The organism is Pseudarthrobacter sp. NamB4 (assembly GCF_005796185.1).
Taxonomy (GTDB): Bacteria; Actinomycetota; Actinomycetes; order Actinomycetales; family Micrococcaceae; genus Arthrobacter.
The window spans coordinates 82,996-102,937 of sequence record NZ_VAHM01000014.1 but is presented as its reverse complement, the minus strand read 5'-3'; the positions used below and the strand labels follow the sequence as shown (position 1 = coordinate 102,937).

The window sequence follows — 19,942 nt, the reverse complement described above, 5'->3', positions numbered from 1 at the left end:
ACCGAAATCAAGGTCTCGTTCTGGATCTGGTTCATCGGCGGCATACTGGGCATGCTCGGCGGGCTCCTGGGAATGCTGGCGTCCCTGGTGCTTTTTTCGGCAGCACCCTCTACCGCTGCCGCCGTCGTCACCCTGATGCTGCTGGCCGCCGCGGTGGGGGCTATGCAGATGGTCCTTGCGGTCAGGATGAAAGCCGGCAGGAACTGGGCACGACTGGCGCTGACGGCACTGTCCGGGGCCACCCTGGTACTGGCCGTGGCCAATGGCGCCATGGGCGTGGGACAGGCTGGCAACTGGGTTGCCTTCCTCATCAGCCTGGTTGCCGCGGCGCTTCTTTGGCTGCCAGCGTCCCGGGCCTATTTTGCGGCATCGGCAGCGCGGCGGAATACCTCTGCCGAATGATCCCCTAGCCGCCCGCCCGGGGGGTACGGTGGACTTAAGCCATGCTGGGGGTAGGGTACAGGACCGATCCCGGCAGCCTACCTGCAACCCGACATGCCAAAGGACCGCTGATGAGCACACCCCCCGTCCCGCCTCCCGTCCCGAACGATCCCGAGTCCGGCGGCGAGGCTCCCCGCTATGGCCAGAACGCGCCGCAGTATGGCCAGTCCGGCGCACCCCAGTACGGGCAGAACCCGCCGCAGTACGGCCAGAACTCCGGCACACCCCAGTACGGGCAGAACGCACCCCAGTACGGGCAGAACCCTCCGGCAGCTCCAGGCTACGGGCAGCAGCAGTTCGGCCAGTCACCGTACGGCCAGTCCCCATATGCCCAGTACCCGTCGGAGCAGCCGCAGCCGTCCGGAACCGGTGGCGTTCCCAAGCTGGTGAACATTTCCTTCTGGCTGTTGATCGCGTCTGCAGTGATCTTCGTGATTTCCACACTGACCGGCCTGGCCACCCTGGACGATCCCATGTTCCGGGATGTGTTCGAAGACCAGGTTGAGGGCAGCGGGGCCGGCGTCACCTACGAGGATATGAAGGGCGTTATTGCCGGAACCCTGGTGGTGTTCGCCATCATCGGCCTGGCGCTGTATCTCCTGGTGGCGTTCTTTGTCCGCAAGGGCAAGAACTGGGCCCGTATCCTGGGCACCGTCTTCGCGGCGCTTTCGGTTCTGGGACTCTTCGGCCCGCCCAGCATCGCCACCCTGGGCACCCTGCTGGGAATCGCGGCCATTGTGCTGCTGTACCTGCCGGCGGCCGCTCCCTATTTCCGGCGACAGCAGCCGTTTGCCAACCCGTACGGCGGCGGCATGGGCAACCCGTACGGCCGGTAAGAGGCGCACGAACCACCCCTGCGGGCGTGGGTCCCCAGCCGCCGAATGCTAGGCGGTCTGTTCCGGGGCCTGCGCCCGCTGCGCGTGGTAGGCCAGGATCTGCAGTTCGGTGGCCATGTCCACCTTGCGGAGGTTGACCCCCTCCGGAACCTGGAGCATCACCGGGGCGAAGCTCAGGACGCTGTGGACCCCGGCCGCCACTACCCGGTCGCACACATCCTGGGCAACAGCGGCGGGCAGGGCAAGCACCACCATGTTCGCTCCGGTGCGGTGCAGCACGGTCTCCAGGTCGGCCACGTCGCTGACGCGCAGCCAGCCCACCTCATTACCTATCACCATCTGGTCGGCATCAAAGATGGCCACGACGTCGAACCCGCGGGATTCGAAGCCGCCGTACCGTGCCAGCGCCTTGCCCAGGTTACCGGCCCCGACGATGGCGACTTTCCAGTCATGCGTTAAGCCAAGGGCGGCGGCGATGTGCCGGCTCAGGTACTGCACCTCGTAGCCCACGCCCCTGGTTCCGTAGGAACCGACATGGGAGAGGTCCTTGCGCAGCGTCGACGAACTGACGCCGGAGGCCTCTGCCAAAGACTCGGAGGAGACCCGTTCCACGCCCTCGGCCAGGAGGGTATTGAGCGCGCGAAGGTAAAGGGTCAGCCGCGCCACTGCAGCGGGCGGAATCTGCTTGGCACCGGGGGCGGCTGCGGCACCAGCGGCGGAAGCGGAGTCAGGCAGGTCCGGGACAGCGTGGGGAGTTGAATCCAGCGAACTCACCCGTCCCTCCCTCGCATTGCGTTGTGACTCCACTCTAGAGCCCCGCCCGCGATGGCAACAAAGCAGGTGGCACCATTGTTCGCGCCGTCATGGATACCGCCGCCCTACTGCGCCATGGCCCGTTGGAGCACCCGTTCAAGCCGGGCTTCGTCAATCTTCCAAAAATCCCGCTGCACGCCATTCACCAGGACCACCGGAATCTCCTCCGCGAAGCGCTTACGAAGTTCCGGCTGGTGGTCCACCGGCTCTTCCGTCCACTCAAGCCCCAGGGCGGCGGTAACCCGCCCGACGGCGTCGCGCGCGTCCTGGCAAAGGTGGCAGTCTGCTTTGGTGATGAGGACAACGCGGGGTGTGGCCATTCCTTAACCGTATCCCCGTTCGCGGTGCCCGGCGACGCCCGGGTGCAGCAGCGCAAGGGGATGCAGAGCGGATTGACTAGACTCAACTCCATGCCCGAGGAGAAATACGTCGCCGTAGTCACCAAGCCGGTTGCTGCGCCGCAGCCGGGCGAGGCGGCGTTTTTCGATGTGGACAACACCCTGATGCGCGGCGCCAGCCTCTTCCACGTGGCACGCAAGATGCACCAGCGCGGCGCGTTCACCATGGCCCAGGCGGCCGGCTTCGCATGGAAGCAGTTCAAGTTCATGGCCCGCGGAGAGAACATGGACGACGTCCACGCAGTCCGCGACTCAGCCCTGACCCTGGCAGCCGGCATCACCGTAAAGGACATCAAGGCCCTCGGCGAGGAAGTCTACGACGAAATGATCGCCTCCAGGATCTGGCCTGGCGCCAAGGCCCTCGCTGAGCAGCACCTGCGGGTGGGGCGGCGGGTGTGGCTGGTGACGGCCACCCCCATCGAGGTGGCCACGGTGATCTCCACCCGGCTGGGGCTCACCGGCGCCCTGGGCACTGTGGGCGAAATATCGGACGGGATGTACACGGGCCGGCTGGTGGGGGACATCCTGCACGGCTCCGCCAAGGCAGTGGCGGTGCAAGGCATTGCGGAGGCCGAAGACCTGGACCTGAGGCGCTGCTGGGCCTACAGCGACTCCTACAATGACATCCCGCTGCTGTCCCTGGTGGGCCACCCGGTGGCCATCAACCCGGATTCCCGCCTCCGCCGCCATGCGCGGGACCACAACTGGCCCGTCTACGACTTCCGGGCAGGACGCCGGGCAGCTACGTTCGGCCTCAAGGCTGCGACGGCCGGCGGCGCCGTCTACGGACTGTGGAAAGGCTTCGCCCGCATCCGCGGCCCGCGGGTCTAGCTCCCGGAAACAGAAATGCCCGCCGCCTTGATGGCGACGGGCATTTCTACGCTGTCCGAAGTATCTCTACTTCTTGTTGCGGCGCTGGTGACGGGTCTTGCGAAGCAGCTTGCGGTGCTTCTTCTTGGCCATACGCTTGCGACGCTTCTTAATAACTGAACCCACGAAAGTTCCTTACCAAACTAGATGCAGTACCTGTCTGATGGAAATGGTTCGTGGACGAGGCTACGAACTGAACAACTGACAGATTCTTACAATGACGTAAAACGTTCCTTAACAGGGTACCGCTTCCGGGAGCCCGCTCAGGACAGGCTTGTCAGGCGGTCTCTGTGTGGCCGTCCACCACGGCACCCTTGAGGTACTGCTCCACGGCCTGTTCCGGAACCCGGTAGGAGCGGCCGAACCGCACTGCCGGCATCTCACCGGAGTGGACCAGCCGGTACACCGTCATCTTGGAGACGCGCATGACCTGGGCTACTTCAGCCACGGTAAGGAACTTCGCGTTGGAGAAGTTCTGTTCTGCCGACATTTCCCTATATTCCTTTGCTGACGGATGGACAACAGTGACCCCAGGTACGTGCCAATGCGGTGTTCCGATGCTGAGCCATCCACCAACCACCTATCCAGATACTTTAGATGTTCATGTGGCAGAAGTGAAAGTAGCGGAAGCCCCTAATTAGCTTCCCTCCGCTTGCGTGCACTGGCGGCGAGCTGGTCCAGTACGGAAACGGAAACGTCCCAGTCCATGCAGGCATCAGTGACGCTCTGGCCGTACACCAGGTCCGACCGTCCCGCGGCATGAGCGGCGACGTCGAGGTTCTGGGCGCCGCCCACCAGAAAGCTTTCGAGCATGACGCCGGCAATGGCCTGCGCGGAGGCGCCGCCGTCATCGAGCTGCGCCCCGATCTCCAGTGCCACTTCGGCCTGGCGGTGGTGGCTCTTGCCGCTGTTGGCGTGGCTGGCATCGACAATGAGGCGCGGGTTCAGCCGCTTGCCGGCCAGCTTGGCCGAGGCAGCTTCGACGTCGGCCGCTGAGTAGTTCGGCCCCTTCCGTCCGCCCCGCAGGATGACGTGGGTGTCAGGGTTTCCGGCGGTGGCCACGAGTGCTGCCCGCCCGTCGCCGTCAATCCCGAGGAAGGCCTGGGCGGCAGCGGCGGCACCGCATGCGTCGATGGCCACCTGGAGGTCCCCGTCGGTTCCGTTCTTGAAGCCGATGGGCATGGAGAGGCCCGAGGCGAGCTGCCGGTGGATCTGGCTTTCGGTGGTCCGGGCCCCGATGGCGCCCCAGGAGATCAGGTCCGCCATGTACTGCGGGCTGATCGGTTCGAGGAACTCCGTGGCGGTGGGCAGCCCCAGCGCGGTGACCTGCTGCAGGAAGTGCCTGGCGGCGCGGAGGCCGGTCACCATGTCATGGCTGCCGTCCAGCCGTGGATCGTTGATCAGGCCCTTCCAGCCCACGGTGGTGCGCGGCTTTTCGAAGTAGGTCCGCATGACGATCAGCAGGTCTTCCCGGTGTTTCTCGGCCTGGCTGACCAGGCGGCGGGCGTACTCCAGCCCCGCCTCGGGGTCATGGATGGAGCAAGGGCCAACGATCACCAGGAGGCGGTCGTCCAGGCCGTCCATGACAGCGCGGACTTCGTCGCGTCCGCGTTCGACGACGTCAGTAACGCTGGCGTCCAGCGGCAGTTCCGCGATGAGTTCGGAGGGTGTGGGCAGCGCCGTGAATTCGCTGACGCGCAGGTTCGACGTCGACTGTACGGCTTTGGTGCCGGCGGTGGTGCTTGCGGGGGCTGTTGCGGTGCTCATGGTGTGGTCCTGTTCCAGATGGGAAGCGGGCCCGGATCAGAACCCGCCGGAGAAACGGCGAAGGGCAGAGAATAATCTCTGCCCTGTTGGCTCTGAAGGAAAGTTGGATGCGTGTCAGTTAGACGCGGGCCCCTCCAGAGCCAACGAAAAATACGCATACCAACGGTTAGTCATGCCTTGAACCATAGCGGGAGCATCGCTGCACGGCAAAACTGTTACGCCGCCTCCCTGGTCAGCCGCGCCACCAGCTCCGCATGCTTCTGGTCAGTCAGCCGGTACCAGTACATGATTCCGACAGATGCCAGCACCAAAACGCCGGGCAGCAGGCCGGCAGCAGCCCGGATGGCGAGCGTGGCCGACGCGGACTGCTCCGGCACCCCGGATGCGTAGCCGCCCAAGGCAAGGGAGAAGGCCACCAGGCCGGCGCCGAACCCCATGCCGAGCTTCCTCGTGGCGGCCAGGAGCGCGTAATTGATCCCCTGCACGCGGACCCCGGTTTTCCACTCGCCGTACTCCACGGTGTCCGCAATGAGCGCCCACGTAACGATACTGACGGATGCTGAGGCAAGGAGCCCCAACAGCAGGCCGGCCAGGCCAACCAGGGGCGCGTCCACCGGGGCAAGGAAGACCAGCACGCCGCCGGCCCCGCCAAGGCTGGCCCCCGCGCTGTACACGGCCCGTTTGCCCCAGCGCGCGACCGGACGCGGGATGAAGACGGCCAAGGCGAGGGTGATGACCACCTGGGCGCCGGCCATGACGGGGAACAGGTCAACACGGGACAGGACGTCACGAAGGTAGTAGAACTGCGCTGCGCCGGTGGCTGACGTTCCGGTGACGAACAGGACGGAGCTGACGCACAGGATCAGCAGCGGGGAGTTGGCTCTCAGGGCTGTGACGCTCTGCCTGAACGTGATCTTGGGGATGCTCCCTGGAACCTGCTCAACGCAGACAACCCCGGTAAGGAAGTAGAGGGCTGAGCCCAGCACCGCGAACGCAAGGGTCAGCCATGTGAAGATCTGCTGCATGTCCTGGCCCGCGCCGAGGAGCGGGGCGATGAAGAAGCCAAGGGTGGCTCCCACCGACAGCCCGCCGATGGTGCGCGCGCCGCCGAGCCGTGCACGTTCCTTGGCGTCCTGGGTCATGGCGCCCACGAGGCAGCCATAAGGCACGTTGACCATGCTGTAGGCAACGCAGACCAGGCCGTAGGTGCAGTACGCATAGAGCAGTTTCAGGGACGGGTCCACGTCGGGAACGTGGAACACCGCCACGCTCAGCAGCAGGGGAACGAAGCCGAACATCAGGAAGGGGCGGAACTTGCCCCAGCGCCTGCTGTGGACGCGGTCCACGATCCGGCCGGCGGCAACGTCCGTGAAGGCGTTGAACACCCGGGCCAGCAGCAGCAGGGTGCCCGCCGCTGCTGCCCCGATCCCCGCAACATCTGTGTAGTAGACAAGCAGGAACATGTTCCCAGTACTGATGATCATGCTGTTGGCGGCATCGCCGGCGCCGTAGCCGAAGACGCTGAGCCTGCTGAGTCTCTTCATTGCTTCCTTATTCCTGCGCGGGCTGGGAAACCGTTTTCTGGACCCGCAGAAGGAAACTTACCCCAAAATTTTGCGCAGAAACAGCAGTTGCCGGATCCACTGGTGTTCCTGGCCGCCCTCGTGGTTGTTGAACCTGTAGACCTCGATGTCCTTGGCGGGGCCGTTGCCTGACGAACCCGCGGTGCCGGAACCGTAGGCATTGAAGCTGGCGAAGACGGTGAAGGGCGGACAGGTGCCACCGGAGTAGCCCACGTAATGGACTATTACCGGCAGGGCGGCCTCCGGCTCCCGGTGGGCGGGAAAATGCAGCCAGCCTTTGACTGGGGCCCCGCCGTAGCCGGAGAAGGTGACGTCGAAGGTGTCGATCACCGAGAGGGTTCTCCACCGGTTCAAAGCTTGCCCGAAGCGGGAAAGCCCTGGCTTCCCGAATCGTCCCATCCGGGAAATGGTGCAGGTCCGCCGGCGGCGTTGTCCGACGCGTAGGTGCGGAGCTGTTCGAGTGGAAGGTCAAAGAGCGGCATTGCTATCCATTCCTATGCTTGAAAGCTCAGGCACGAAGACCTGCAGGTCATGGCTGCGCACTACCAGTTCCCGCAGTTCCGCGAGGCCACCCGTGACGTAGCCCGCGGCGCTTGCCTGCACCAGGATGTTGCCCAGGGCTGTGGCTTCCACCGGACCTGCCACCACTTTCCTGCCCGTTACATCCGCAGTCAGCTGGCACAGCAGCCTGTTCAGCGAGCCGCCGCCCACCACGTGCACCACGTCCACTGACCGGTCGGCCAGCCGCTCCGCATCCCGGATGGTGCGGGCGTAGCCGGCGGCGAGGCTGTCCATGATGCAGCGGGTGATGGCGGCCGGATCATCCGGCAGCACGTCTCCCGCGCGGCGGACCGCTGTCCTGATCCGTTCCGGCATGTTGTCCGGAGCGATGAAGTACGGATCGTCAGGGTTGATCTGCGGACCGCCAGGCGGCAGCGCAGCCGCGGCGGTCAGCAGCACCGTGAGCTCGGGCCTGCATCCCTCCTGGACCCAGGTCCGCTGGCATTCGCTCAGCAGCCACAGCCCGCCCATGTTCTTCAGGTAGCGGACGGTGCCGTCCACGCCCCGCTCGTTCGTGAAGTTCGCCTTCCGGCTGGCCTCGGTGAGGACCGGATGCTTGAGCTCAAGTCCTACCAGGGACCAGGTGCCGGATGAGATGTATGCGAAGTACTCCTCCTGGGCGGGGACTGCGGCGACGGCCGATGCGGTGTCGTGCGAGCCCACGGCCACCACTGGGGTGTCCGGCGCCAGGCCCACCTGCGCGGCAATTTCGGGCAGGAGGGTCCCGACGGTTTCACCGGGCTGGACCAGCGGCGGGAACAGGTCCTTGGGCAGGCCAAGGGCGGTGAGGAATTCAGTGGCCCACTCCCCCGCCACCGCGTCAAACAGTCCCGTGGTGGAGGCATTGGTGGCCTCAGTCCGGCGCCGGCCGGTGAGCTGGAACGCGATCAGGTCCGGGATGAGCAGCGCCTGCAGCCCGTCAAGATCATGTTCCATGGCCAACTGATAAAGGGTGTTGAACTGCAGGAACTGCAGCCCCGTGGTGGCGTAAAGGCGGGCCGGGTCCAGTTTCCGGTGGACGGGTTCGACGGCGGCACGGCTGCGGTCGTCACGGTAGCTGTAGGGCTGGGCGGTGAGCTTTCCATCAGCGTCCACCAGCCCGTAGTCCACGGCCCAGGTGTCGATGCCGATGCTTGCCACCCGCTCGCCCTGCACGGCGGCCACTGTGGCTGCAGCGGTCAGGCCCTGGAGCACCTCGGCGAACAGCGCGTCGAAGTCCCAGCGGAGACTGCCGTCGATCTCCACCACGCCGTTGGGGAACCGGTGCACCACCTCGAGTTCAACAGCGCCTTCGGCGAGTCTGCCCAGGATGACGCGGCCGGAGGAAGCACCGATATCCACCGCGGCAAAAACGCGGGAAGCGGGAGCGGCGGAAACCGCCCCGGCCTGGGTCGGGGCGGTTTCCCTGTTCTGCTGCGCGCTCATCGCAGGAAGGCTGCGGCCACTCCGGCGTCCACGGGGATGTGCAGGCCGGTGGTGTGGGACAGTTCGTTGCTGGTGAGCACGGCGGCGGCGTTGGCCACGTGCTCGGGCAGGACTTCACGCTTGAGCAGGGTGCGCTGGGCGTAGTACTCGCCCAGCTTCTCCTCGTCCACGCCGTACACGGCGGCGCGCTTTGCGCCCCAGCCGCCGGCGAAGATGCCGGAGCCGCGAACCACGCCGTCGGGGTTGATGCCGTTGACGCGGATGCCGTGCTCACCGAGTTCGGCTGCGAGCAGGCGCACCTGGTGGGCCTGGTCTGCCTTCGTGGCGGAGTAGGCGATGTTGTTCGGGCCGGCGAACACGGAGTTCTTGGAGGAAATGTAGATGATGTCCCCGCCCAGGCCCTGGGCGATCATCACCTTGGCTGCGGCTTTGGCCACCAGGAACGAGCCCTTGGCCATGACGTTGTGCTGCAGGTCCCAGTCCTTCTCGGTGGTTTCCAGCAGCGGCTTGGAGATGGACAGGCCGGCGTTGTTGACCACCAGGTCCACACCGCCGAATGCCAGCACGGCGGCGTCGATGGCGGTGGCGACCTGCGCCTCGTCTGTGACGTCAGCCTGGACACCGATGGCGACGTCCGGGCCGCCGAGTTCCTCGGCCACCTTTTCCGCGTTCTCCAGGTTCAGGTCGGCGATGACCACGCAGGCGCCTTCGGCAGCGAGGCGGGTGGCGATGGCCTTACCGATGCCGGACGCTGCGCCGGTCACCAGGGCGATGCGGGTGGCGTGCGACTTCGGCTTGGGCATGCGGACCAGCTTGGCTTCCTCAAGCGCCCAGTACTCGATCCGGAACTTCTCGGATTCCTCGATGGGTGCGTAGGTGGAGATCGCCTCGGCGCCGCGCATGACGTTGATGGCGTTGATGTAGAACTCGCCGGCAACACGGGCGGTCTGCTTGTTCGCGCCGTAGGAAAACATGCCCACGCCCGGAACCAGCACGATGGCCGGGTCCGCACCGCGCAGGGCCGGGCTGTTCTCGTCCGCGTGGCGGTCGTAGTAGGTCCGGTAGTCCTCGCGGTAGTCCGCGTGCAGCTCGTGCAGGCGTGCGATGGAGTCCTCGATGGACGCATCGGCGGGCAGGTCCAGGATCAGCGGCTTGACCTTGGTGCGCAGGAAGTGGTCCGGACAGGAGGTGCCCAGTGCGCCGAGTCGCGGGTGCCCGGCGGCTTCGAGGAAGTCAAGGACGACGGCGTCATCGCTGAAGTGCCCCAGCTGCGGCTTGTCCGTGGAGGCCAGGCCGCGGATCACGGGTGCCAGCGCTGCGGCCTTGGCGCGGCGCTCGGTTTCCGGGAGGGCTGCGTAGCCGGGCAGCTTCGGGCCGAAGGGTTCGGCCTTGCCGTTGTCCCTGATGTATTTCTCGGCCTGTTCGATGATCCACAGCGAGTTCTGCTCGGCTTCTTCGCTGGTGGCGCCCCAGGCGGTGATGCCATGGCCGCCGAGGATGGTGCCGATGGCCTGCGGGTTGGCTTCCTTGATCGCGGCGATGTCCAGGCCCAGCTGGAACCCGGGCCGGCGCCAGGGAACCCAGACCACCTTGTTGCCGAAGATCTTGGTGGTCAGCGCCTCGCCATCCACCGCGGTGGCAATGGCAATGCTGGAGTCCGGGTGCAGGTGGTCCACGTGCGCGGCGTCCACCAGGCCGTGCATGGCGGTGTCAATCGAGGGGGCGGCGCCGCCCTTGCCGTGCAGGCAGTAATCGAACGCGGCCACCATCTCGTCTTCGCGCTCAACACCGGGGTACACGTTCTTCAGCGCGTTCAGTCGGTCGAGCCGCAGGACGGCCAGGTTCTCGGCCTTCAGCGTGCCCAGGTCTCCGCCAGAGCCCTTCACCCACAGCAGCTGGACGTCCTCGCCGGTCACCGGATCCTTCTCGGTGCCCTTGGCGGAGGTGTTGCCGCCGGCGAAGTTGGTGTTCCGTTTGTCCGCGCCCAGGCGGTTGGAGCGGGAAATCAGGTCTTCAACAGTCTTGTTCGTCATAACTATCAGGCGCTCCATCCGGCTTGCTGGCCGCCCACGCGGTCCTCGTTGATCTTCTTCTGGTAGCCGCTGGCCTTGAAGGCGGCCAGCGGGTCTGCGGGCAGGCCGCGGGATTCACGCCACTCGGCCAGGACAGGCCGGACGTCGGTGTAGAACGCATCGTTGAAGATGCCGTTCGCGGCCAGGACATCCCCCGCGCGCTGTGCCTCGTTCAGGGCCGCGGTGTCCACCAGCAGGGCGCGGGCGGTCATCTCCTGGACATTCAGCACCGAGCGGATCTGGCCCGGGATCTTTTCTTCCAGGTTGTGGCACTGGTCCAGCATGAGAGCGACAGCGGAATTCCCCGCAGCGTCCTTGCCGTAACCGCCGCCGCGGATGACCTCATGCATGATGCGGAAGAGCTGGAACGGATCCGCGGCACCCACGATCAGGTCGTCGTCGGCGTAAAAGCGGGAGTTGAAGTCGAAGGACCCCAGCTTGCCCAGGCGCAGCAGCTGCATCACGATGAACTCGATGTTGGTGCCCGGCGCGTGGTGGCCGGTGTCCAGGCAGACAAGCGCCTTCTCGCCGAGGGCAAGGGTCTGGGCGTAGGAGGTGCCCCAGTCCGGCACATCAGTGTGGTAGAACGCCGGCTCGAAGAACTTGTACTCAAGCACCAGGCGCTGCCCATCGCCCAGGGCGGCGTAAATCTCCTGCAGCGACTCGGCCAGCCGGTCCTGGCGGCCGCGGATGTCGTCCTGGCCCGGGTAGTTGGTGCCGTCCGCCAGCCAGATCTTCAGGTCCCTGGAACCGGTGGCATGCATGATCTCGATGCAGTCCAGGTGGTGGTCGATGGCGCGGCGCCGGACGGTCTCGTTGGAGGAGGTCAGGGAGCCGAACTTGTACTCGTCGTCCTGGAAGGTGTTGGAGTTGATGGTGCCCAGGCCGACGCCCAGTCCTGCCGCGTACTCCTTAAGGGCAGCGTAGTCATCCACCTTGTCCCAAGGAATATGCAGGGCAACGGTGGGGGCGAGGCCGGTCAACTCGTGGACCTTTGCAGCATCGGCCAGTTTCTCCTGCACGGTGCGCGGGGTGCCGGGCGTGCCGAACACCTTGAACCGCGTACCGGAATTTCCATAGGCCCACGAAGGGACCTCAATGGCAAGCTCCTCGAGCCTGCCCAGCGCCGTTGCTACGTCATTCATGATGGTTCTTTCCGGTTTCTTGTGATGCTGTTGGTCTGTTAAGCGCCGCCCCGCTGCTGGAGCCCAATGTTCGGCAGTCCGCCGGTGTCAGGAGGTGGAGGAACTTGCCACCTCAAGCTGGGTGTCGAGGTTGAAGACTTCCTCAAGGACCTGGAACCCCTCGTCGGGAGCCTGGCCGGTGTTTTCGAAGAGTGTTGCCATTTCCGCCTGCCAGCGGGCGTTGACCTCGGTCAGCGCCATGCGTGCGCGGACGGCGTCGAAGTCGTCGCATTCCACGTAGCCCACCAGGAGGCCGTCCTCCGCGAGGAACAGGGAGTAGTTGTTCCAGCCGGCGTCCTTGAGCGCGCGGAGCATCTCCGGCCACACGGCAGCGTGCCGCCTGCGGTATTCCTCGATCAGCGCTGGCTGGATCGAGGAGCGGAAGCACACCCTCATCTTGGACTCTCCTGAACTCGCTCGAGTTTGAATCGTTTCATTGGTACGATTCAAAGTACTCTTGTAGGTGAGTAGGTGTCAAGCATTCCGGCCCGGCTGTCAGCAGCCCGGCCGGATCCGAGGCACGCGGCCCTGCAGCACGGAGAATCATGAACCGCACCGCCAGTATCAAGGACGTCGCCAACCATGCCAGCGTGGCCGTGGGCACGGTCTCCAATGTGCTGAATTACCCGGACAGGGTTTCGCAGCGGACCAAGGACCGGGTGCTGAAGGCCATCGACGAACTGGGGTTTGTCCGCAACGACGCCGCCCGCCAGTTGCGGGCAGGCCACAGCCGAACGATTGGCCTGATTGTCCTGGACGTGGGAAACCCCTTTTTCACGTCCGTGGTGCGGGCCGCCGAGGATGCCGCTGCCCTGCATGGCAGCGCGGTGCTGCTCGGCGACAGCGGCCACGACGCCGGCCGGGAGGCCAACTACATCGACCTTTTCCAGGAGCAGCGCGTCCAGGGCCTGCTGATCTCACCGGTGGGGGACGTCACCGAGCGGCTGGACCTCCTCCGCGAGCGCGGGGTTCCCACCGTGCTGGTGGACCGGCTCGCTGACGAGGCAAAGTTTAGCTCGGTAGCAGTTGACGACGACGCCGGCGGGTACCTTGCTGCGCGGCACCTGCTGGACACCGGCCGCCGTCGGCTCGCCTTTGTGGGCGGCCCCACCTCCATCCGGCAGGTGGCCGACCGCCTGCAGGGGGCCCAGCGGGCCGTGAAAGAAGAAGCTGATGCCACGCTTGAGGTGCTCGAGTCCGAGGGGCAGACCGTCCTCGCCGGGCGCAGCGTGGGCAACATGCTGGTGGAGCGGGGGCGGGAGAACCTTCCGGACGGCATCTTCTGCGCCAACGACCTCCTGGCACTGGGCGTCATGCAGTCCCTGACCATGACCCACACCTACCGCATCCCCGAGGACGTTGCACTGATCGGTTATGACGACATCGACTTCGCGGTCTCGGCCGTGGTCCCGCTGTCCTCCATCCGCCAGCCCACGGAGGCGCTCGGACGCACCGCCATCGAACTCCTGGCCGAAGAGGTGGAATCCCAGAACCCCACGCACCGGGCGGTGGTGTTCACGCCGGAACTTGTGGTCCGGCAGAGCACGGGTGCTTCGTCCGCCGTCTGACAAACCGGGCCTGGCGGGCTATCCGCCCTGCTGCAGCCACTGCATGGACTCAGTCCGGGAAGTGAAGAAGCGGGTGGGGCAGGGCGGGATGTGCACCCCCAGGAAAAAGTTGGCGATGATCCGGTCCACCGGGCTGGCTCCCAGCAGTGCGATCCGATTCGCGGCGCAGGGGATGGAAAAGACGGAACGGGCAGCCCTGGTGACGTCCTCGGTGGTGGCCATGTCCACCAGCATGGGGTAGGTCTCCTCCCCCGCGATCCGGTTGACTGCCGCCATGGCCGCCTGCGCGTCCTCGAGTTCTATGCGGACCTTGGGTTCCCAGATCAGGTGGATGATACCGTCGGAACGCAATTCCACAGTACCCTTGCCGCCGTCGACAATTTCCGGTGCCAAACCCTGCCTCCCCTCGTTTATCCCTTAATCAGGCCCTGAACTGACTCCCTGATTCTCCACCCTTGCTGCAGCTGGGGCGAATCCTCCGGCTGCTGCTCTTGTGGGGGGCCGGTAGCAGAAGCAAGGATTGGTTATGGATGACCTGCGGCATACTGCCCAACACCTGCTGCAGCGGAAGGACCGTGGCCTGATCGACCTGTGGATCCTGTACTGGAACCATGGCGGGCGCTGCCACCCCTTTGAATTCGACGCCTTCGTCCATCACATGCTGCCCGCCCAGTGGTTCAATATGGAAGCCCTCGCCGAGGCTGTTGAGGAACTGTCGCTGGAGAGCATGGCCTGACGCCTTCGGCTTAACCACCCCCAGCCCTTCCCGCGTCTTGAAAGAATAACGGTATGGAATTCAACCGGCTGCTGCAGATCCGCCGCATCTATGCACAGCCTGCCGCATTGGAGCTGGCCCGGGGTAAGGAAATCGTTGAACGCTGGCCGGACGCAGACGTCGAGCTTGTTGACAGCCACTGGAACATTCCGGCGGTGCACGGCGATGAGACGAACGTCCCCCGCTGGTCCCGGATCAAGACAGAGGCGCTGGTCCTCGGCGTCAAGAAGGCACTGACCGTCAAGCTGAACGGCCGTTCCGCAGACTTCATCGCCCCCTCCACCGCGAACGGCTGCGCCATGGCTTGCGCCTACTGCTACGTGCCCCGGCACAAGGGGTATAGCAACCCGGTCACGGTGTTCGCAAACATCGAGCAGATCGCCGGGGCGCTTGAGCGGCACGTTACCCGCCAGGGCATCAAGCTGGAGCCCAACCAGTGCGATCCTGAACTGTGGGTCTACGACATCGGCGAGAACAGTGACTGTTCCGTTGACGCCCTCATCAGCGACAACGTGGAGGACCTCGTTACCCTCTTCCGCGACCTGCCCACCGCCAAGCTGTCCTTTGCGACAAAGTACGTGAACCCTGCGATGCTTACGTGGGACCACGGCGGCCACACCAGGATACGTTTCTCCCTCATGCCCGCCGCTCTGGCCAAATCGATCGACGTCCGGACCTCCCCGGTGGCCGAGCGCCTGGCCGCCATCAACGACTTCGTCGACGCCGGGTACGAGGTGCACGTGAACTTCTCCCCCGTCATCATCACGGACACCTGGCTCAGGGACTGGGAGGAGCTGCTGCGCCAGCTCGATGCCACGCTGACTCCCGCGGCGAAGGCCCAGCTCGCGGCGGAAGTGATTTTCCTGACCCACAATGAGCGCCTCCACGAGGTCAACCTGGGGTGGCATCCGCAGGCCGAGAACGCGCTGTGGCGTCCGGACCTACAGGAAGCAAAGGTTTCATCCAACGGCTTCACCAACGTCCGCTACCGGTCGGGAACCAAAGCCCGCTATATCCGGCAGCTGACCGGTCTTATGGAGAAGATCACGCCTTACTGCCGCATCCGCTACGCGTTCTGAACGGCATCAAACCCTGTCAGTGCAGCTAGAGCTCGCATCGGGGCACGGCCACGGTAGACGCCGTAGACCGCGCCGTTGATGCTGGCGTTTTCCTGGATCTCGGGGAACGTGGTCTTGAGGTTCGGGTAGTCATCCAGCTTGTCCGTCAGGTCCCAGAAGGCACCTGCTTCGGCGTTCTTGACGAACCCGGGAGTCTTGCCCTGGATCACCATGATGTGCGGAATCTCCGACGATGCCAGGGTGATGTTGGTCTTGTCCTCATAGGACGCGTTGGGGGTCCAGAAGATGTTGATGTCCTTGCCTGTGAGCTCTTCCAGCTTTTTCGGGACAGCACCGTCAGCACTGGGCGGCTGGGCTTTCCAGGAAGGGCGCCATGATGGACACGGTGGTGAGGTCCGCCGCCGGCGTCTCACCCCCGCTGCGGGCCGTGAGCGATAGTGCGGTGGCCGTCACGAGGGCAGCAGCCAGGGAGAGTTTTCTGCGGAGCATGGTTTTCCTTTTCCACTTCTTCGAGGTTGTTTCGGGCGGGATGATGGACGCTGCATTTGATACGTTCCAGACAGCGGTAATCGGTTTCTCGAAAATCTGAACCTACCGCGACGGCAAGGTCAAGCTATCTTTTGAATCGTTATAGCTGGACTCGCGCAAGCACCATGGCGCACACTGGTTCTTGGAAAGCGTTTGCTCGCCGCGGCAACCGCCGGTGGATTGCGTGCCCCGAAGGGGCGGAATGGAGAACCATGGGAATGCCGACTGGCACCCACAGCCCGGACGCCCCCGCGGGAAGTCCCCCAACAGCGGCTGAAGCAGACGCTGCCCCCGGAACCTCCCGAAGCGCTCCAGCCCGCGTCGCCTTGGTCGGCGTGCACGGCTTCGGCACCCACCACCTGCGCAACCTCGAACGCCTCCAGGCGGCAGGCGCCGTCGAACTCGTCGCTGTAGCTGATCCGCAGCCGCCGGCACCCGGCTACGTGCCAGCGTCGGCCCAGGTTTTCCCGGGGCTGGACGAACTGCTCTCCGCCGCCGGCGCGCTGGACCTGATCATCGTGGCAACCCCCATCCAGACCCACGCCCCGCTGGCGCTGGCCGCCCTGGGCACCGGAGCGGACCTTTACCTGGAAAAGCCACCCGTCGCCTCTTTGGCGGACTTCAACCGGCTTTGTGATGCCGCTGCGGCATCGGACAGGAGCGTCCAGATCGGCTTCCAGAGCCTCGGCTCGCACGCACTGCAGGCCATCGCGGACCTGCTGGCTGCCGGCACCATCGGCACGCTGCAGGGCATCTCGGCAACGGGGCGCTGGGTCCGGGACAGGGCATACTACAAGCGCTCACGCTGGGCCGGAAAACGCAGCATCGGCGGTGTTGATGTGGTGGACGGCGTGGCCACCAACCCCCTGGCGCATGCAGTGGCCACGGCGCTGAGGATTGCGGGGGCCAGGACCACCGCCGACGTTTCCTCGGTGGAGACGGAACTGTACCGCGCCAACGACATTGAATCCGACGACACATCGGTGATCCGCATCCGCACGTCATCCGGCTTGCCCATCACCTGTGCCCTTACCATCTGCGCAGCGGAGTCAATGGAGCCGTACGTCACCCTCCACGGTTCTGCCGGGACGGCCGTTTTCCACTACACCGAGGACCGCCTCACCGTGACCACGGCGTCAGGCACGTCAGAAAAGACCTACGGCCGGGACGACCTCACGGAGAACCTGCTGGCACACCGCAGCGCCGGCACCCCGCTGATCAGCCCACTCCTGGACAGCGGCGCCTTCATGCTGGTGCTCGAAGCCGTGCGGACCGCGCCGCTGCCGGCCCCCATCGATGATGACCACGTCCGGTGGGAGGGGGAAGGGGAAGCAGCCCAAGCCGTCGTGGTGGACATCGAGGCCGCACTGGAACAGGCCGGCCGGAGGCACCTCACCTTTAGTGAGCTGGGCCTGCCCTGGGCCACCTCTGCCCCTTCCGCCTTCAGCATGCCCGCCTCCTGATGCGGCCCCAGCCAGCAAAGGCGCCTGCTACCGCGCCCGCAGCGGGCCGAAGCCAGGAGCGAGGGCAGCTGCACGCAGTCGGCCTCCTGACGGACGGCCTCGCCGACTGCCTGACCTCATCCCCGCCGGGTCCCCTCCCCTGCCCAGCGGGGCATCCCCTATGACGGGCCGGTACTAGACGACGACACCGACTACGCGTGGCGCGTGCGGGTCCGTTGACACGGCGGGAATCCCCGGGGAATGGTCTTCGCCGCGGCCGTTCAGCACCGGCGTTGGATATGGGGCGTGGCAGGCTGACTGGATCCGGCGCGCCCCCGGCGGCCGCGCACCCCGGGAAGTCCTGAACCGGGTACTGCGGGTTGCCGGCTCCCCTTCCTGCCGGTCCGCTGCCCGCCGGTCCGCAGCTTCCGGCTGGAAGCCCGGGTCCGGCCGGTCATGGGCTGGGCCGGGCTGATCCTGCGGAGCAGCGGCCCGGGAACCGGGCTGCTGCTGGAACTCAGCACTGCAGGCGAGGTGGTCCTCCGGCAGGTCCCGGAGTGGGAAATTCCTGCCTCCGCGGTTCCCGAAACTGCCGCACTGGCGAAGGCCCAGACCGCCCGGAGGCATGACATCCACCAGGCCCGGTTGCCGGGCAATGATCTGGTGGCTGGCTCCTGGCAGGACCTGGTGGTCATCGACGACGGAACCACGATCACCGTTTCGCTGGACGGCAAGGAACGCTGCTGGCGGTGCAGGAGCCTGCAGCGCCGGTCGCCGCTGGCCTGTTCGTCGCCGCGAACCATCATGCGCAGCTGTCCCTGGCCGAGACCCACTGCCTCAGCACCACGTCCTTCGGCTACCCCGGCGAGGGCTATTACGACGCCGCTGACGTCACCGCCCTCCTCGCCGCGCAGCCGTTGGACACCCCGGTTCCCCTGACGGCGCTGCTCCACTGGTACGGTCCGGGACAGGGCCGGGCGGCAGGCCTTCCCGGCCTCCTGGTCCACCTGGTCCACCTGGTCCACCTGGTCCACCTGGGCGTGCACTACACCGACGGCCGCCGTGAAGTGTTTGGTTCGGGGGCTGACTGGTCCGCGGACGAGGCGCCGTACCGGCAGTCCGGCTACCGCAACGACGAAGGCGACCCCGTGGAGCACCTGGACGGGCAGGCCGCCGCGTCCCTTGCCGCCGCGCCGTCTTCCGCTATGGAGGACATGCCGGCCGCCATCAGCTACGGCAGCCACCCCACCCCGGAGTTCCCGCAGGTGCACCCCCGCCGCACCTTCCTCGCCGAGGAGTTCGTGGCGCCCAAGGCGTTCCTGGCGGCCGACGACGGCACCCTGGTTGCGGATTTCGGCCAGGTTCTTCCCGGGCGCCCCCAGGTGGACTTCCTGGACGGTGTGCCGGGCCGCACCCTGATGATCCGGGCCGGGTACGGGCTGCGGCCGGACGGGCGGGTGGACGCCGGAAAGACGGCGAGCCAGAACACGGACATGTCCTTTCCCTACACGCAGGCGGCAGGACCGCAGCAGTTCCGGGCAAGTGTCCACCTGGGATTCCGCTACCTCGAGCTTCCCTTTGTGCAGGCAACGGACGTCTCCCGGGTGGGCGCCGTGGTGGTCCACGGCCGCCACCCCCGGCGAAGAAAGTTTCAGCAGTTCCGACGCCACGCTGGATGCGGTGTTCAAGCTGCTGCGCGACTCCGCACTGTACGGCGTCCAGGAGCAGTTTGTGGACAAGCCCACGCGCGAGAAGGGCCAGTTCCTGGCCGAGGCCGTGAGCATCTCCTATGCCACCATGTCCCTCTTCTGGGAACACGCAGATACGGCCCAGGCGCTGCGCGAGGTCGGCTGGTCCGCCGTGCGCTACTGGACCTGCGGCGAGGACAAGGGCCGCTGCAACGCCGTCTACCCCAATGGCGACGGCAAACGGGATATACCGGACTTCTCGTTCATGATCCCGGAGTGGGCCGAGGAATACCACCTGCGCACCGGGGACCTTGCCCTTCTCCGGGAACTCCTGCCGCACCTGTGCAGCACAGCGGACTATGCCCTGCGGTACATTCCGGCAGAGGGCCCGACGGCGGGACTGGTCACCACGCTGGGCGGCGGTTCCGGCCCCTATCTCCACGGCATCGTGGACTGGCCGGAACCGGGCCGGTTTGGCTACGACATGGAGTGCGCCGCCAAGACCACTGTCAACGTGCAGGCCTACTCCGCACTCATGGCCACGGTACGGCTCTGCGGCCTGGCCGGTGAAGAGGAGGCCGCCATCCGCTACGCCTCCTCGGCACGCTGGCTGGCGGACGCCATCCGCGCCCGCCTGCGGGTTGACGGCGTCATGGTGGACGGGCTGCACGCCGACGGCACCCCCAGTGCGCACGCGTCACAGCACGCCACGTCCTTCCCGCTGTCGCTGGGCATTACGGCGCCGGACCTTGCCTCTGTTGATGCCCGGCGGGTCGCCGCCATGGGGATGCAGCAGGGACCGCTGACTGTCCACGGGCTGGTCCGTGCGCTGTTGTCCCAGGGCCGGCGTCACCGCCGTGGTCCGCCTGCCCGCCGGCAGCTGCGCCGTGACTTCCGGGCGTGAGGGCACGT

General features: G+C 66.0%; 22 protein-coding genes and 1 pseudogene. 9 read left to right on the top strand and 14 right to left on the bottom strand.

The genetic code is table 11. The features are described 5' to 3' along the window. Both FDW81_RS13915 and FDW81_RS13910 read left to right on the top strand, forming a co-directional pair. Positions 1–402, top strand: a 402-nt coding sequence (locus FDW81_RS13915) for a hypothetical protein (protein ID WP_138134769.1), incomplete at its 5' end; no start/stop codon positions are given. Between the two features lie 110 nt (positions 403–512). Continuing rightward, a complete protein-coding gene (locus FDW81_RS13910) occupies positions 513–1,277 on the top strand; it encodes a hypothetical protein (protein WP_138134768.1) in 765 nt (254 codons plus the stop codon). Positions 1,278–1,325: 48 nt separating this feature from the next. Here FDW81_RS13910 and FDW81_RS13905 read toward each other — a convergent pair whose 3' ends face one another. Then, a complete protein-coding gene (locus FDW81_RS13905) occupies positions 1,326–2,051 on the bottom strand; it encodes a redox-sensing transcriptional repressor Rex (RefSeq protein ID WP_138134767.1) in 726 nt (241 codons plus the stop codon). A gap of 104 nt (positions 2,052–2,155) precedes the next feature. Continuing rightward, positions 2,156–2,410 (bottom strand): glutaredoxin family protein, encoded by a 255-nt coding sequence (locus FDW81_RS13900; RefSeq protein ID WP_138134766.1) that lies wholly within the window; start codon positions 2,408–2,410, stop codon positions 2,156–2,158. Between the two features lie 90 nt (positions 2,411–2,500). Between FDW81_RS13900 and FDW81_RS13895 the strand changes: the two genes are divergently transcribed. Next, positions 2,501–3,319: an HAD family phosphatase gene (locus tag FDW81_RS13895; protein WP_138134765.1), complete on the top strand. Its 819-nt coding sequence runs from the start codon at positions 2,501–2,503 to the stop codon at positions 3,317–3,319. 66 nt (positions 3,320–3,385) lie between these two features. Here the strand turns inward: FDW81_RS13895 and FDW81_RS13890 are convergent, their stop codons facing one another. The 9 genes from FDW81_RS13890 to FDW81_RS13850 form a co-directional block, all read right to left on the bottom strand. Continuing rightward, the gene (locus FDW81_RS13890; RefSeq protein ID WP_003792170.1) at positions 3,386–3,484 is read right to left on the bottom strand and encodes a 30S ribosomal protein bS22; all 99 of its coding nucleotides are present in this window, start codon (positions 3,482–3,484) and stop codon (positions 3,386–3,388) included. 151 nt (positions 3,485–3,635) lie between these two features. Beyond that, positions 3,636–3,848, bottom strand: coding sequence for a helix-turn-helix domain-containing protein (locus FDW81_RS13885; RefSeq protein ID WP_066278759.1), 213 nt, complete (start codon positions 3,846–3,848; stop codon positions 3,636–3,638). A gap of 143 nt (positions 3,849–3,991) precedes the next feature. Then, positions 3,992–5,125: a 3-deoxy-7-phosphoheptulonate synthase gene (locus FDW81_RS13880; RefSeq protein ID WP_138134764.1), complete on the bottom strand. Its 1,134-nt coding sequence runs from the start codon at positions 5,123–5,125 to the stop codon at positions 3,992–3,994. A 215-nt stretch (positions 5,126–5,340) separates the two neighbouring features. Next, a complete protein-coding gene (locus FDW81_RS13875; protein ID WP_138134763.1) occupies positions 5,341–6,669 on the bottom strand; it encodes a glycoside-pentoside-hexuronide (GPH):cation symporter in 1,329 nt (442 codons plus the stop codon). Positions 6,670–6,726: 57 nt separating this feature from the next. Next, on the bottom strand, positions 6,727–7,107 hold the full coding sequence (locus FDW81_RS13870) for an acetylxylan esterase (protein WP_240720277.1): 381 nt from the start codon (positions 7,105–7,107) through the stop codon (positions 6,727–6,729). 69 nt (positions 7,108–7,176) lie between these two features. Next, a complete protein-coding gene (locus FDW81_RS13865; protein WP_138134762.1) occupies positions 7,177–8,694 on the bottom strand; it encodes a rhamnulokinase family protein in 1,518 nt (505 codons plus the stop codon). Then, positions 8,691–10,727: a bifunctional aldolase/short-chain dehydrogenase gene (locus tag FDW81_RS13860; protein WP_138134761.1), complete on the bottom strand. Its 2,037-nt coding sequence runs from the start codon at positions 10,725–10,727 to the stop codon at positions 8,691–8,693. The genes FDW81_RS13865 and FDW81_RS13860 overlap by 4 nt, the downstream gene beginning before the upstream one ends. 5 nt (positions 10,728–10,732) lie before the next feature. Continuing rightward, positions 10,733–11,911 (bottom strand): L-rhamnose isomerase, encoded by a 1,179-nt coding sequence (rhaI, locus tag FDW81_RS13855; protein WP_138134760.1) that lies wholly within the window; start codon positions 11,909–11,911, stop codon positions 10,733–10,735. Positions 11,912–11,998: 87 nt separating this feature from the next. Next, positions 11,999–12,346: an L-rhamnose mutarotase gene (locus FDW81_RS13850; RefSeq protein ID WP_138134759.1), complete on the bottom strand. Its 348-nt coding sequence runs from the start codon at positions 12,344–12,346 to the stop codon at positions 11,999–12,001. Positions 12,347–12,495: 149 nt separating this feature from the next. Between FDW81_RS13850 and FDW81_RS13845 the strand changes: the two genes are divergently transcribed. Then, positions 12,496–13,518, top strand: coding sequence for a LacI family DNA-binding transcriptional regulator (locus tag FDW81_RS13845; RefSeq protein ID WP_138134758.1), 1,023 nt, complete (start codon positions 12,496–12,498; stop codon positions 13,516–13,518). A gap of 18 nt (positions 13,519–13,536) precedes the next feature. On the opposite strand, the gene FDW81_RS13840 is transcribed toward FDW81_RS13845, so the two are convergent. After that, on the bottom strand, positions 13,537–13,911 hold the full coding sequence (locus FDW81_RS13840; protein WP_138134757.1) for an STAS/SEC14 domain-containing protein: 375 nt from the start codon (positions 13,909–13,911) through the stop codon (positions 13,537–13,539). 133 nt (positions 13,912–14,044) lie between these two features. Here FDW81_RS13840 and FDW81_RS13835 point away from each other — a divergent pair, with 133 nt between their 5' ends. Continuing rightward, positions 14,045–14,254, top strand: a complete 210-nt coding sequence (locus tag FDW81_RS13835) for a hypothetical protein (RefSeq protein ID WP_138134756.1) — start codon at positions 14,045–14,047, stop codon at positions 14,252–14,254. 53 nt (positions 14,255–14,307) lie between these two features. Next, complete coding sequence (locus FDW81_RS13830; RefSeq protein ID WP_138134755.1) at positions 14,308–15,372, top strand: spore photoproduct lyase family protein; 1,065 nt, start codon at positions 14,308–14,310, stop codon at positions 15,370–15,372. Here FDW81_RS13830 and FDW81_RS18495 read toward each other — a convergent pair. Both FDW81_RS18495 and FDW81_RS18490 read right to left on the bottom strand, forming a co-directional pair. Then, a complete protein-coding gene (locus FDW81_RS18495; RefSeq protein ID WP_240720275.1) occupies positions 15,360–15,584 on the bottom strand; it encodes a hypothetical protein in 225 nt (74 codons plus the stop codon). The two genes, FDW81_RS13830 and FDW81_RS18495, sit on opposite strands and share 13 nt — an antisense overlap. Before the next feature lie 124 nt (positions 15,585–15,708). After that, positions 15,709–15,861, bottom strand: coding sequence for a hypothetical protein (locus tag FDW81_RS18490; protein WP_240720273.1), 153 nt, complete (start codon positions 15,859–15,861; stop codon positions 15,709–15,711). Positions 15,862–16,112: 251 nt separating this feature from the next. Here FDW81_RS18490 and FDW81_RS18745 point away from each other — a divergent pair, with 251 nt between their 5' ends. The 3 genes and pseudogenes from FDW81_RS18745 to FDW81_RS18735 all read left to right on the top strand — a co-directional run bounded on the left by FDW81_RS18745 (position 16,113) and on the right by FDW81_RS18735 (position 19,934). Next, positions 16,113–17,363: a Gfo/Idh/MocA family protein gene (locus tag FDW81_RS18745; RefSeq protein ID WP_171027212.1), complete on the top strand. Its 1,251-nt coding sequence runs from the start codon at positions 16,113–16,115 to the stop codon at positions 17,361–17,363. A 1,184-nt stretch (positions 17,364–18,547) separates the two neighbouring features. Then, a pseudogene (locus FDW81_RS18740) lies at positions 18,548–18,907 on the top strand (family 78 glycoside hydrolase catalytic domain); the annotation flags it as partial. A gap of 115 nt (positions 18,908–19,022) precedes the next feature. Next, positions 19,023–19,934, top strand: a complete 912-nt coding sequence (locus FDW81_RS18735) for a hypothetical protein (RefSeq protein ID WP_370279050.1) — start codon at positions 19,023–19,025, stop codon at positions 19,932–19,934. Positions 19,935–19,942 lie beyond the last annotated feature (8 nt).

Coding starts and splice junctions, on each gene's coding strand:
- FDW81_RS13865 (WP_138134762.1), bottom strand. CDS start 8,694: ATGAGCGCGCAGCAGAACAGGGAAACCGCCCCGACCCAGGCCGGGGCG.
- FDW81_RS18745 (WP_171027212.1), top strand. CDS start 16,113: ATGGGAATGCCGACTGGCACCCACAGCCCGGACGCCCCCGCGGGAAGT.
- rhaI (WP_138134760.1), bottom strand. CDS start 11,911: ATGAATGACGTAGCAACGGCGCTGGGCAGGCTCGAGGAGCTTGCCATT.
- FDW81_RS13845 (WP_138134758.1), top strand. CDS start 12,496: ATGAACCGCACCGCCAGTATCAAGGACGTCGCCAACCATGCCAGCGTG.
- FDW81_RS13830 (WP_138134755.1), top strand. CDS start 14,308: ATGGAATTCAACCGGCTGCTGCAGATCCGCCGCATCTATGCACAGCCT.
- FDW81_RS13860 (WP_138134761.1), bottom strand. CDS start 10,727: ATGACGAACAAGACTGTTGAAGACCTGATTTCCCGCTCCAACCGCCTG.
- FDW81_RS18495 (WP_240720275.1), bottom strand. CDS start 15,584: ATGGTGATCCAGGGCAAGACTCCCGGGTTCGTCAAGAACGCCGAAGCA.
- FDW81_RS13835 (WP_138134756.1), top strand. CDS start 14,045: ATGGATGACCTGCGGCATACTGCCCAACACCTGCTGCAGCGGAAGGAC.
- FDW81_RS13870 (WP_240720277.1), bottom strand. CDS start 7,107: ATGGGACGATTCGGGAAGCCAGGGCTTTCCCGCTTCGGGCAAGCTTTG.
- FDW81_RS13885 (WP_066278759.1), bottom strand. CDS start 3,848: ATGTCGGCAGAACAGAACTTCTCCAACGCGAAGTTCCTTACCGTGGCT.
- FDW81_RS13880 (WP_138134764.1), bottom strand. CDS start 5,125: ATGAGCACCGCAACAGCCCCCGCAAGCACCACCGCCGGCACCAAAGCC.
- FDW81_RS13910 (WP_138134768.1), top strand. CDS start 513: ATGAGCACACCCCCCGTCCCGCCTCCCGTCCCGAACGATCCCGAGTCC.
- FDW81_RS13875 (WP_138134763.1), bottom strand. CDS start 6,669: ATGAAGAGACTCAGCAGGCTCAGCGTCTTCGGCTACGGCGCCGGCGAT.
- FDW81_RS13900 (WP_138134766.1), bottom strand. CDS start 2,410: ATGGCCACACCCCGCGTTGTCCTCATCACCAAAGCAGACTGCCACCTT.
- FDW81_RS18490 (WP_240720273.1), bottom strand. CDS start 15,861: ATGCTCCGCAGAAAACTCTCCCTGGCTGCTGCCCTCGTGACGGCCACC.
- FDW81_RS13895 (WP_138134765.1), top strand. CDS start 2,501: ATGCCCGAGGAGAAATACGTCGCCGTAGTCACCAAGCCGGTTGCTGCG.
- FDW81_RS13850 (WP_138134759.1), bottom strand. CDS start 12,346: ATGAGGGTGTGCTTCCGCTCCTCGATCCAGCCAGCGCTGATCGAGGAA.